The sequence below is a fragment of the Rhizobium sp. 05N430 genome (genome assembly GCF_056396985.1).
This window is the reverse complement of sequence record NZ_JBFTMO010000008.1, coordinates 255,124-266,519: the sequence shown is the minus strand read 5'-3', so window position 1 is coordinate 266,519 and position 11,396 is coordinate 255,124. Positions and strand designations below refer to the sequence as shown.

The 11,396-nt window shown below is 61.4% G+C and carries 17 protein-coding genes; 7 read left to right on the top strand and 10 right to left on the bottom strand.

Features of this window, described 5'->3' with window-relative positions:
* Positions 1–204: 204 nt before the first annotated feature.
* Complete coding sequence (gene panB / locus AC1DJO_RS18705; protein ID WP_477972339.1) at positions 205–1,026, bottom strand: 3-methyl-2-oxobutanoate hydroxymethyltransferase; 822 nt, start codon at positions 1,024–1,026, stop codon at positions 205–207.
* Entirely contained in the window at positions 1,023–1,898 is an 876-nt protein-coding gene (panC, locus tag AC1DJO_RS18700; RefSeq protein ID WP_477972337.1) for a pantoate--beta-alanine ligase, read from the bottom strand. Before panC ends, panB begins: the two co-directional genes overlap by 4 nt.
* A gap of 202 nt (positions 1,899–2,100) precedes the next feature.
* On the opposite strand from panC, the gene AC1DJO_RS18695 reads away from it, so the two are divergent.
* From AC1DJO_RS18695 to AC1DJO_RS18680, 4 genes are all read left to right on the top strand, one after another.
* The gene (locus AC1DJO_RS18695) at positions 2,101–2,409 is read left to right on the top strand and encodes a hypothetical protein (protein WP_477972335.1); all 309 of its coding nucleotides are present in this window, start codon (positions 2,101–2,103) and stop codon (positions 2,407–2,409) included.
* Between the two features lie 45 nt (positions 2,410–2,454).
* Positions 2,455–2,958 carry a winged helix-turn-helix transcriptional regulator gene (locus tag AC1DJO_RS18690; RefSeq protein WP_477972333.1) on the top strand — a complete coding sequence of 168 codons (504 nt, stop codon included), beginning with the start codon at positions 2,455–2,457 and terminating at the stop codon, positions 2,956–2,958.
* 13 nt (positions 2,959–2,971) lie between these two features.
* Positions 2,972–4,237, top strand: a complete 1,266-nt coding sequence (gene fabF, locus AC1DJO_RS18685; RefSeq protein WP_477972331.1) for a beta-ketoacyl-ACP synthase II — start codon at positions 2,972–2,974, stop codon at positions 4,235–4,237.
* Positions 4,238–4,327: 90 nt separating this feature from the next.
* Entirely contained in the window at positions 4,328–4,756 is a 429-nt protein-coding gene (locus AC1DJO_RS18680; protein ID WP_477972329.1) for a DUF4864 domain-containing protein, read from the top strand.
* Positions 4,757–4,759: 3 nt separating this feature from the next.
* Here the strand turns inward: AC1DJO_RS18680 and tgt are convergent, their stop codons facing one another.
* The 5 genes from tgt to coaD form a co-directional block, all read right to left on the bottom strand.
* Complete coding sequence (gene tgt, locus AC1DJO_RS18675; protein WP_477972327.1) at positions 4,760–5,890, bottom strand: tRNA guanosine(34) transglycosylase Tgt; 1,131 nt, start codon at positions 5,888–5,890, stop codon at positions 4,760–4,762.
* On the bottom strand, positions 5,887–6,972 hold the full coding sequence (queA, locus tag AC1DJO_RS18670; protein WP_477972325.1) for a tRNA preQ1(34) S-adenosylmethionine ribosyltransferase-isomerase QueA: 1,086 nt from the start codon (positions 6,970–6,972) through the stop codon (positions 5,887–5,889). The genes tgt and queA overlap by 4 nt, the downstream gene beginning before the upstream one ends.
* Before the next feature lie 72 nt (positions 6,973–7,044).
* Positions 7,045–7,554 (bottom strand): peptidylprolyl isomerase, encoded by a 510-nt coding sequence (locus AC1DJO_RS18665; RefSeq protein WP_112387393.1) that lies wholly within the window; start codon positions 7,552–7,554, stop codon positions 7,045–7,047.
* A gap of 39 nt (positions 7,555–7,593) precedes the next feature.
* Positions 7,594–8,154: a peptidylprolyl isomerase gene (locus tag AC1DJO_RS18660; protein WP_112387394.1), complete on the bottom strand. Its 561-nt coding sequence runs from the start codon at positions 8,152–8,154 to the stop codon at positions 7,594–7,596.
* 28 nt (positions 8,155–8,182) lie between these two features.
* Complete coding sequence (gene coaD / locus AC1DJO_RS18655) at positions 8,183–8,677, bottom strand: pantetheine-phosphate adenylyltransferase (RefSeq protein ID WP_112539430.1); 495 nt, start codon at positions 8,675–8,677, stop codon at positions 8,183–8,185.
* Positions 8,678–8,873: 196 nt separating this feature from the next.
* Between coaD and AC1DJO_RS18650 the strand changes: the two genes are divergently transcribed.
* The 3 genes from AC1DJO_RS18650 to AC1DJO_RS18640 all read left to right on the top strand — a co-directional run bounded on the left by AC1DJO_RS18650 (position 8,874) and on the right by AC1DJO_RS18640 (position 9,509).
* Positions 8,874–9,026, top strand: a complete 153-nt coding sequence (locus AC1DJO_RS18650) for a hypothetical protein (RefSeq protein WP_477972323.1) — start codon at positions 8,874–8,876, stop codon at positions 9,024–9,026.
* A 159-nt stretch (positions 9,027–9,185) separates the two neighbouring features.
* Positions 9,186–9,341 carry a hypothetical protein gene (locus tag AC1DJO_RS18645; protein WP_310299585.1) on the top strand — a complete coding sequence of 52 codons (156 nt, stop codon included), beginning with the start codon at positions 9,186–9,188 and terminating at the stop codon, positions 9,339–9,341.
* A gap of 33 nt (positions 9,342–9,374) precedes the next feature.
* A complete protein-coding gene (locus AC1DJO_RS18640; protein WP_281438207.1) occupies positions 9,375–9,509 on the top strand; it encodes a hypothetical protein in 135 nt (44 codons plus the stop codon).
* 90 nt (positions 9,510–9,599) lie between these two features.
* Here the strand turns inward: AC1DJO_RS18640 and AC1DJO_RS18635 are convergent, their stop codons facing one another.
* Genes AC1DJO_RS18635 through AC1DJO_RS18625 form a run of 3 tightly spaced genes read right to left on the bottom strand, consistent with a single transcriptional unit; the run spans position 9,600 to position 11,389 of the window.
* Positions 9,600–9,899 carry a hypothetical protein gene (locus tag AC1DJO_RS18635; RefSeq protein ID WP_442207872.1) on the bottom strand — a complete coding sequence of 100 codons (300 nt, stop codon included), beginning with the start codon at positions 9,897–9,899 and terminating at the stop codon, positions 9,600–9,602.
* 12 nt (positions 9,900–9,911) lie between these two features.
* Positions 9,912–10,982, bottom strand: a complete 1,071-nt coding sequence (locus AC1DJO_RS18630) for a hypothetical protein (protein WP_477972321.1) — start codon at positions 10,980–10,982, stop codon at positions 9,912–9,914.
* Positions 10,982–11,389 (bottom strand): hypothetical protein, encoded by a 408-nt coding sequence (locus AC1DJO_RS18625; RefSeq protein WP_112539793.1) that lies wholly within the window; start codon positions 11,387–11,389, stop codon positions 10,982–10,984. Before AC1DJO_RS18625 ends, AC1DJO_RS18630 begins: the two co-directional genes overlap by 1 nt.
* Positions 11,390–11,396: the final 7 nt, after the last annotated feature.

Sequence of the window (11,396 nt, the reverse complement as noted above, 5' to 3'; positions counted from 1 at the left end):
AGCCGAAGTGGTGTATTTACCACCCGCCCCGATCTGATCTTGCAACCGGGATCAGCCGGTCAGATCGGGGCTGGCCGGTGTGCCGTATGGTGGCCTTGCGGACATTTTAACTTTGCAAACCGGCGGACATTTCAACTCTCACGCCACATTGTGTAGCTATTGGCGAGCTGCCTATGAATGCCGCCCGCTCCTTTTCTTGCCCGGTTACGTTCGCCGTTTGAACGTATGCTCTGCCGCCGGAAATTTTCGTGAGCGCACGTCTGCAGCATACTCCTCTGCCGCGGCGGCAGCGCGCTTTCCGAGCTCGTCGTAGCGCTTGACGAAGCGTGGCGTGAAATCGTTGAACAGCCCGAGCATATCGTCGGACACCAGGATCTGGCCATCGCAGGCTGACGATGCGCCGATGCCGATTGTCGGGACATGGATGGCCGATGTGACTTCGCGGGCCAGCGGTTCGACGGTTCCCTCGATGACGACAGCGAAGGCGCCGGAGCCGCCGATTGCGTGGGCGTCGCGGCGGATCTTCGAGGTCTCATGTTCGGTATGGCCGACCGAGCGGTAGCCGCCGGCGGTATGGACCAGCTGCGGCATCAGGCCGATATGGCCGAGCACAGGAATGCCGCGCGCCGTCAGGAAGGCGATGGTCTCGACCATCTCCTCGCCGCCCTCAAGCTTCACGGCGTCGCAGCCGGTTTCCTGGAGAATGCGGACAGCGTTGCGAAACGCTATCTCTTTCGATTCCTGATAGGTACCGAATGGCATGTCGACGACGACGCAGGCTTGTTCAACGCCGCGCATGACCGCCTTGCCATGGGCGATCATCATCTCGAGCGTCACGCCCGTCGTGGTTTCCATGCCATAGAGCACCATGCCGAGCGAATCTCCGACAAGTAGCAGATCGCAATGGGCATCGAGGAGGCGCGCCATCGGCGTCGTATAGGCCGTCAGGCAGACAATCGGGGTGCCGCCCTTCATCGCCGCGATCTTCGACGGCGTCAGGCGCTTGGCTGTTCCGGATGCACTCATCGTACGGCTCCCAGTTTCGTGACGCCCTGCCCGCCGATTACGCGGTTGTCGAGCAGCCGGGTCGTGCCGATCCTGACGAACAGCGCGACGACGACGGGATCGCGGATCACCTCGACCGGTTTCAGCGTCGCGGCATCGCGGACGGCGACGACTTCCGGATTGGCGAGCGGCTCGCGGCCGAGAAACGTCTTCAGCAGGTGTTCGAGCTCGACCGGATCGGACAGACCCGCGGCGACCAGCCGCTCAGCCTCGGCGAGCGTCTGCGGCACGATCACAGCCGCCTTGCGCTCGCCGGCGCTGAGATAGACATTGCGCGATGACAGCGCCAGGCCATCGTGATCACGCACCGTCGGCACCGGGACGATCCGGACCGGCAATGCCAGATCCTCGACCATACGCCTGATGACGACCACCTGCTGGTAATCCTTCTCGCCGAAATAGGCGCGCTGTGGCTGGACGATATTGAAAAGCTTGCAGACGACCGTGGCGACGCCGGCGAAATGGCCGGGCCTCACCGACCCTTCTAGCTCGCGGCCGATCTCGGGTACGTCTACGACCGTCATCATCGGCTTCGGATACATGTCGGTAACGCCAGGCGCAAAGAGGATGTTGACGCCGGCTTGCCGGAGCATGGCCGTGTCGCGCTCGATATCGCGGGGATATTTGCTGAGGTCCTCGTTGGCGCCGAACTGCAGCGGATTGACAAAGATCGAGGCGACAACAATGTCGTTCTCCACCCTCGCCCGCGCCACCAGCTCCAGATGGCCGGCATGCAGATAGCCCATCGTCGGTACCAGGCCGATTGTGCGCGATTGCCGGCGCAAAGCCTCAAGTGCTGCGCGCAGCTCACCAATGTCAGAGAAAACTCTCATTATTCCCCCGTCACTCCACCTCGCGCGCATAGAAATTGCAATCGGGCCGGAAGGTCAATCCGTCGTCCGGGATATAAACGATTATATGCTAATCTGCTGATAATGGGTGGAAATTTCGCGGCTGCGACACCCTGTTCGTGCCCTTGCCTTCCTGCATATGGCGCCAATCTAGAGAGGACATGTTTCTCAGTCGGAGGCTCTCTTGCCCTGGATCGCCTATATCGTTCATTTCATCGCCGCCGCGTTCCTGACAAACGGCATTCCGCACTTCGTCAACGGCGTCAGCGGGCGCTCCTTCCGCACTCCCTTCGCGCGGCTCGGCAGCTCGAATATCAGTTCTGCTGAAGTCAACGTCATATGGGGCTGGCTGAATTTCCTGATCGCCTTTCTGCTCTTCGCCAATATCGGGCCGCTCTATATCGGCACGCCCGGCGATACGATCTTCGTTGCCGCTGGCATGCTTGTCATGGGCGTCATCCTCGCCCGCATCTTCGCGTCCAGCGCGCGCTAAAGAGTTACTTGCTTAAAGCAAGTCACTGCGGTAGTGGCTTGCTTCATGCAACGAACCAGCTTTGCCATCTTCCCATGCCCGGCCGCCCGCGCGCTGAACAGCGTCGGCGATTCCTGGAGCATCATGATCCTGCGCGACGCCTTTCAGGGGCTGACGCGGTTCGACGATTTCCAGAAGAGCCTTAGGATCGCGCCGAACATCCTGACACGGCGCCTCGCCCATCTGGTCGAGGAAGGCATTTTCGAGAAACGGCTCTATAGCGAGCGCCCTGCCCGCCACGAATATGTGCTGACGGCGAAGGGACAGGATTTCTTTCCGGTGCTGATGGCGCTGTCGACATGGGGCGGACGCCACGCCCCGCAGGAAGATCTCGCCTATCTTCTCGGCAATGCATCCGGCGAAGCGCTTGAAACCAAGCTGGTCGATGCCAGGAACGGCGAAGAACTCACCCCCCGGAATACCTGCCTGCTGCCCGGCCCTGCGGCCGATGAGGCGGCCCATGAGCGCATTGCGCGGATGAAGGCCTGGTATCTGGGCTTTGATGCTTAATAAGGAACAAATCATGGATCGCATTGTCGTCACCGGTATGGGACTTGTGTCGCCGCTTGGAACAGGTGTGGAGATCGCGTGGAAGCGGCTGCTTGCCGGCGGCTCCGGCCTTCGCCTGCTGGGCGAGGATATTGTCGGCGATCTGGCGGCCAAGGTCGGCGGTGTCGTGCCTGACATCGCTGAGGATGCCGAGGGCGGGTTCGATCCGGATCGTTATATCGTTCCGAAGGACCAGAAGAAGATGGACCGCTTCATCCATTTCGCCATGGGTGCCGCCGACGAGGCGGTGCGCCAGGCCGGATGGATGCCCGAGGATACCGCTTCGCGCGAACGCACGGCAACGATCATCGCTTCGGGCGTCGGCGGATTTCCCGCGATCACCGATGCGGTGCGCACAGTCGAGACCCGCGGGCCGCGGCGGCTTTCTCCGTTCATCGTACCGTCGTTCCTCGTCAACCTGGCGGCCGGACAGATCAGCATCAAATATGGCTTCAAGGGGCCGCTCGGCGCGCCGGTTACCGCCTGCGCGGCCAGCGTTCAGGCCATTGGCGACGCGGCCCGGCTGATCCGGTCGGGTGAAGCCGATGTGGCGATTTGCGGCGGTGCAGAGGCCTGTATTGACCGCGTGAGCCTTGGTGGATTTGCGGCCGCACGCGCGCTTTCCACCGGCTTCAACGACACGCCCGAGCTCGCCTCGCGGCCATTCGATACTGCCCGCGATGGCTTCGTCATGGGCGAAGGTGCGGGTATCCTGGTCATCGAAACGCTGGAACATGCGCTGGCTCGCGGCGCCACCCCGCTGGCGGAACTGGTCGGCTACGGCACGGCGGCTGATGCCTATCACATGACCGCAGGACCCGAAGACGGCGACGGCGCGCGCCGGGCGATGGAAGCCGCCATCCGGCAGGCGAAAATCGCGCCATCAGAGATCAAGCATCTCAACGCCCACGCAACGTCGACGCCGGTCGGCGACCGTGGCGAGATGGCGGCGATCGGCACGGTCTTCGGCCGCGATGGCGGGATCGCCGTCAGTGCCACCAAATCCGCGACCGGCCATCTTCTCGGCGCGGCCGGCGGGCTGGAAGCGATCTTCACGATCCTGGCACTGCGCGACCAGATCGTTCCGCCGACGCGCAATCTCGATGAGGCGGATGCCGTCGCCAACGGTCTCGATATCGTCGGCAAGACGTCGCGTAAGCTCGAGATGGACTATGCGATCAGCAACGGCTTCGGCTTTGGCGGTGTCAACGCCAGCGCCCTCTTCCGCCGCTGGAACTGAACGTCTCCTGCGAGTGGCGGGCGATCGGTCCGCCACTTTCAAATTTGCTGAAATGCCCTACACTCCAGTCTATTGGCCGGAGACAATCTCATGCGTGCTCTATCCGCCGTGCTTCTTCTGTCTGCCGCATTGCTGACCACACCGTTACAGGCGCGCGCCGAAGATCCCATCGCAACGACGCAGCAGATCATCGAAGGGCAGATCAATGCCTTTCTGAAGGACGATCCCGATACCGCCTATTCCTATGCGGCTCCTGGGATCAAGGCGCTGTTTCCGGACAAGAACGTGTTCTTTGCGATGGTGAAGAAAAGCTACGAGCCGGTTTATCATCCCGGCAATTACGCCTTCGGCCGCAGCAAATCGATCGCCGACGGCGCGATGATCTATAATGAAGTGCTGATCTCAGGGCGCGACGGCAAGGACTGGACGGCGATCTACCAGATGGCGCGCCAGCCCGACGGCAGCTACAAGATCAACGGCGTTCAGATCGTTCCGAACACCGACAGCAAGGGGATATGAGCCTCAGACGGGCTCGAGATCGCCCCTCGCCCATTCGTCGATCGTCTCGGCCATGAAATCGGCAAAACGTCCCTCGGCGATCGCCTTGCGGATGCCCTGCATCAGTTCCTGATAGTAGTTCAGGTTATGCCAGGAGAGCAGCATGCCGCCAAGCGCCTCATTGGCGCGAACGAGGTGATGCAGATAGGCGCGCGAGTAATCGCGGGTCGCCGGGCAGTTCGACTGGTCGTCGAGCGGCCGCATATCCTCAGCGTGACGGGCATTGCGAATATTGACCTTGCCGCGGCGGGTGAAGGCCAGGCCGTGGCGGCCAGAGCGAGTCGGCATCACGCAGTCGAACATGTCGATGCCGCGGGCGACGGATTTCAGCATGTCGTCAGGCGTGCCGACGCCCATCAGATAGCGCGGCTTCTCCGTCGGCAGAACCGGAAGCGTGGTCTCTAGCATGCGCAGCATGACGTCCTGCGGCTCGCCGACCGCGAGGCCGCCGACAGCGTAGCCCTTGAGATCGAGCTGCTTCAGCGCCTCTGCCGAGCGAACGCGCAAGTTCGGCTGATCGCCGCCCTGGACGATGCCGAACATCGCCTTGCCCGGCTGGTTGCCGAAGGCCACCTTGCAGCGCTCGGCCCAGCGCAGCGACAGTTCCATGGCGCGTTCGATCTCGCGCGGCTCGGCCGGCAGTGCCACGCATTCGTCGAGCTGCATCTGGATATCGGAGCCGAGCAGGCCCTGGATCTCGATCGAGCGCTCCGGCGACATGTGGTGCAGGCTGCCATCGACATGCGACTTGAAGGTGACGCCCTGCTCGTCGAGCTTGCGTAGGCCCGAGAGCGACATGACCTGGAAGCCACCTGAGTCGGTCAGGATCGGGTGTTCCCAGCGGATCAGCTTGTGCAAGCCGCCGAGGCGGGCAACGCGTTCGGCGCCGGGGCGCAGCATCAGGTGATAGGTATTGCCGAGAATGATATCGGCGCCGGTGTCGCGCACCTGATCGAGATACATCGCCTTGACCGTGCCGACAGTGCCCACAGGCATGAAGGCCGGGGTGCGGATCGTGCCGCGCGGCATGGTGACTTCGCCGAGGCGGGCGCCGCCATCGGTCTTCTTGAGAGTGAATTGAAAATTCTCGGTCATCTGTCGTTCCGGAAAAGCAGGCTTGAGTCGCCGTAGGAATAGAAGCGGTAGCCTGTCGAAATGGCGTGGTCATAGGCGGCGTGCATGGTCTCGAAACCGGCAAAGGCGGAGACCAGCATGAACAAAGTCGAGCGCGGCAGGTGGAAGTTGGTCATCAGCATATCGACCGCCTTGAAGCGGTAACCGGGCGTGATGAAGATGCCGGTGGCACCGGCCCAGGGCTTTATCTCGCCGCTATCGGCCGCGGCACTTTCGATCAGCCGCAGCGACGTCGTGCCGACGCAGACGATGCGCCCGCCCCTCGCCTTGACGGCGTTGAGCTTGGCGGCGATCTCTTCGGTGACGTAGCCACTTTCGAGATGCATCTTGTGGTCATCGGTATCGTCAGCCTTCACCGGCAGAAAGGTTCCGGCGCCGACATGCAGCGTCACGAAATGGCGTTCGATGCCGGCCTTGTCGAGAGCTTCGAAGAGTGCCGGCGTGAAATGCAGTCCGGCGGTGGGAGCGGCGACAGCGCCTTCCTCGCGGGCATAGATCGTCTGGTAATCGGCGCGGTCGCGCTCGTCTTCCGGCCGCTTGGCGGCGATATAGGGGGGCAGCGGAATATGGCCGACGCTGGCGATAGCTTCGTCGAGTGCAGGGCCGGAGAGATCGAAGGCGAGCGTCACCTCGCCGGCATCACCCTTCTCGACGACGGTGCAATCGAGCTGTCCGAGGAAGCAGCTTTCGCCGCTATGCCCGAAGGCGATACGGTCGCCTTCCTTAATGCGCTTGCCGGGCTTGGCGAAGGCTTTCCAGCGGTTGGCGCCGACCCGCATATGCAGCGTCGCCGAGACCTGCTGACCGCCCGCTCCTTCGCGGTGGCGGATGCCTTCGAGCTGCGCGGGAATGACCTTGGTGTCGTTGAAAACCAGCGCATCGCCCGGCTTCAGGAAACTGGGAAGATTGCGGACCACATGATCGCTCAGCGTCGCGCTGGCAGCGGCATCGACGACCAGCAGGCGTGCGCTGTCGCGCGGCTCGGCGGGCCTGAGCGCAATCCGCTCATCCGGCAGGTCGAAATCGAAAAGGTCTACGCGCATCGGGGTACTTCCGGGCAAAGCGAAACCCGCCCCGCGTTCTCACGCAAGGGCGGGTTCCGTCAGAAATCACAATCAGACGTCGGCGGCAACCCGCATCGAGACGATCGAATCCGGGTCTACGACCGGCTCGCCCTTCTTGATCTTGTCGACATTGTCCATGCCTTCGATGACCTGGCCCCAGACGGAATACTGCTTGTTCAGCCACGGAGAATCCGCAAGGCAGATGAAGAACTGGCTGTTGGCCGAGTTCGGGTTCTGCGAGCGTGCCATGGAGCAAACGCCGCGATTATGCGGGGTCGCGGAGAATTCTGCCTTCAGATCCGGCTTCTCGGAGCCACCCATGCCGGCCCGGCCCGGGTTGAAGCTCTCGCTGCCCTTCTTGCCGAACTTCACGTCGCCGGTCTGGGCCATGAAGTCGTTGATGACGCGGTGGAAGACGACGCCGTCATAGGCCTTCTCGCGGGCGAGTTCCTTGATGCGGGCAACGTGCTCAGGTGCCACCTGCGGCAGCAGTGCGATAACGACCTTGCCCTTGGTGGTTTCCAGGATGATGGTGTTTTCGGGATCCTTGATCTCGGCCATTCTTATTCTCCTCGTTGTTCTTGAACTACTTGCTTTGAGTTACTTGGCGACGGTGACCTTGACCATGCGGTCAGGATTGCTGACTTCGCCGTTCTGGCCTTCGCCCTTCTTGATCTTGTCGACGAATTCCATGCCGGAGACGACCTTGCCGACGACGGTGTACTGACCGTTCAGGAAGGAGCCGTCAGCGAACATGATGAAAAACTGCGAATTGGCCGAATCCGGATCCTGCGAGCGGGCCATGCCGACCGTGCCGCGGACGAAAGGTGTCTTGGAGAACTCGGCAGGAATGTTCGGCAGGTCGGAGCCGCCGGTGCCGGCGAGGCTCGGATCGAAGCCCTTCGACATGTTGCCGTACTGAACGTCGCCGGTCTGGGCCATGAAGCCGTCGATGACGCGGTGGAACGCAACGTTGTCGTAAGCGCCCTTCTTGGCAAGCGCTTCGATCTGGGCAACATGCTTCGGCGCGACGTCAGGCGCCAGCTGAATCACGACAGGACCATCCTTCAGCTGAATAGTGAGCGTATCGGCGGCAAGAGCGTCACCAGCGAAGGACGCGATATACAGCACGGCGGCAAAGGCGGCATAAAACAGTTTCATTGTAGCTCCGTTGCGGCGGACGACCGCCTCAAGATTTGCGCTTGGATTGAAGGGCTTGCAGGACTGCGGCCGGAACGAAGGCGCTGACATCTCCACCCATGGCGGCGATCTGGCGGACCAATGTGGCAGTAATGGGCCGTGAGCCCGTTCCAGCCGGCAGAAAAACGGTCTGGATATCGGGCGCCATCTGCCGGTTCATGCCTGCCATCTGCATTTCGTAATCGAGATCGGTGCCGTCACGCAGACCGCGGATCAGTAGAGAGGCGCCGTGCTTGCGGGCCGCGTCGACAACCAGATTGTCGAAGGACACCACATCGATGCCGGCAGCCTTCTGCGGCAGGATCTCGGCCAGCGACTTGCGGATCAGTTCGGCCCGCTCCTCGAAGGAGAATAGCGGCGCCTTGCCCGGATGAACGCCGATCGCGACGATCACTTTCGCGGACACATTCAGCGCCTGGACGAGCACATCCATATGTCCGTTGGTGATCGGGTCGAAGGACCCCGGATAAAAAGCAGTCGTCATGGAACCCGGCCGTTTCGTTCGTTGCCTTTTGTCACGGATGCCCCGTTCCCGCAAGTCATTTGGCGTCTCCCGGCCGGGTGGCTGAACGGCGGATGAATGCTCCGTTCAAGGCCGTTTCAGATGCGATCGGCATAATGAAAACCATCAACACGGCCGATGCCATTCCGGTATCCGGCTACCCCTGGAAGTCACTTCAATGCTCATGCTGCTGATCGCGCTTGCCGTCTTCATCTCTCTTGCCGGCGAGATCGCCTATGGCGTTTGCAAGGAAAAGTATGAAGTGCGCTGGGTTCGGCCTGAGGTCAGCGAGCACCATGCGCTGATGCGCCAGCTCGGCCGGCTGCGTTGAAGGGCCTCGCGAATCTGAACGCCAGATGAACGAGGCATTCAAGGTCGCTTCAGACCAGGCTTAGTAAACGACACGTCAACATCCTGCGGAACCATTTCCAAGCGGATGCATTTAATCAACCGAAGCGTAGATGCGATACGCGGTTTTAAGGAAAAGAATATGCCCGATAAGATTACCGTCATTAACGTTTTCTGGATGGCAATGGTCACGGGAATGCTCACCGCAACAATCGCACTCTACGATCAGAAAACTGATACGTCCAAGGTATTTGGCCCTTACGCTTCGGCTCGCGCGCCGATCGTCAGCCAGTACTGAGGAACGTGAACGCAACTTCGGAAAGGATTGCCCATGTTCACGATCTTGACTGTACTTACCGCTCTTATCAGCGTGATGTTCATCGTGTCTGTGGCATCAACCATTTCCGCTCTTCGCCGTGAAAGCGAAGAGGTCAAGGCTTACAACGAAAAGCGCATCACTTTCTAAGCCACTCCCGCCCTTGAGCGCATTCCCCTCCCGCGCTCGGGTCAGATGAAGCCGGACGCCACAAAAGCGTCCGGCTTTTTCTTTGTCCGGTCAGGCCGGACGATAGGCGAGACAGCCACTTTTGCGGAACGGCAGCACCAGCAGTGCGCCATTGGCATAGAGCCTGCGAACGTAATCGGGGCTGTCGCCCCGCACGATGGCAAAGGCACTTCCCCATCTGAGCAGCTTCACACCATCAGGCAGGCTGGACGGACTGCCGGGCGGGCGGAAGACCATGGCGGCCGGGGCATTTCCAGTCGCCGCGAAGACACCGGCAAAGAGCAGGAATACGGCCACGAGAATGGCGCTTGCCACTCCCGCCGTTTTCGCTATCCGCATGGGCAATCTCATCGCCTTCTCCCGTCAGAAGTCGAATATATGCTCGATCCCGGGATCGGCAATCGGACGTTCGCGCAGCAGCTGGCCGAGATCAACAATCTTGACGACCACCAGCAGCCGGTCGCTATCGAAGCCTGCGCGCGGGAAACGGGCGATCAACTCGCCCGGCGGCGGCGTCTGGTCAGTAGCTGCCGCCGTCAGCGACACCATGATCTCGTCGTTGCCGGCAATTTCACGGATCGTCCCGCCAGCCTTGGCGATATCGGCAAGAATATGCGTGAAGCGATCGTAGCGTGGCGTTTCGATGAGAATACCGCTGGCGTTTTCCGAGACGACCCTGACATCAGGCATTGCCGAAAGCGCGGGCGCCTGAATTCCTGAGACGATGGAGAAGATCGTCAGTTTCGCCTCGCCGGTCGCCGCAACGGCGTTGGCGATCATGCCGGCATAGGCGATTTTCGCCTTCCATTCGCCGCCGAGCGCCAGCCGCCGCTCCCAGCCGCGGACCGGCTCGTCCACCGGTACGGCCCAGAGCTTGTCGATCTCGGGTTGGAACGGATATTTGTACCAGGGCGTCTGGCGCAGGAACGCGGCGTAATCGATCGCCATGTCGCGAGCGACGATATCCTGCGGGGTCTTCTGATCGCCACGCCAATAGGCCGTCAGGCGGCCGAGCGTTTCCTCGTAGGCGGCCTTCAGGCCCATTTCGAGCGTGAAGCTGACGCCGATCGTTGCCACCATCATACGCGTCTGCGTATCGGCGCCGCCATGGCGATCGGCGATCGCCGTCAGTGCGCAATCGGCCTTCCAGAAATCGCGAACGCTTGCCAGATAGTCGAAACGATATTCGTCGCCTGATTTCAGCACCTCGGCCAGCCCATCATAGGCATAGACGATGTGCCATTCGGGATAGGTGAGGAACGTGTTGGCTTCCTCACGCTTCATCTGGGGATCGCGGATCAGCGGGCTGTAGCTGTCCGGCTCGGGATCGGCATGGCAGAAGGTTTCGACATAGGCGGCCGGGCTGAGCAACAGCAGCACGATGATGACGATCGCACCCAGAAACAATCCGAAGACCTTTAGCAGCCGGCGCATCAGCGCGCCTCGCTGCGGAAGAGATAGCTCGAGACGATCGCGACACCGCCGAGGAACAGATGAGGCAGATTGGCGAGAATCTTGAAGCCGAAGGGCAGATCCTGGATGCCGTAATTGACGATACCGAGATCGAGATAGCCGGAGCCGGTGATAAGGCCGAGCAGGCCGTCGGTGAAGTAGAGCAGCCCGAAATAGAAGAGGAAGGAGCGCGACGCCCTTGCCGACAGATAGGCAGCGATCGCGGCCCACAAGGCTGAAGCCAGATGCAGGCTGTCGTCATAGATATCGAGCGCGAAGATGCCGAAGGCCCTGCCCTGCGCATCCGTCAGGCCCGGAATGTAATTGAGCGCCGCCGCAAACAGCAGCGCCACGGTGTAAAGTGCCGCGATCAGTCGAAGCTTGCTCATCATTCCC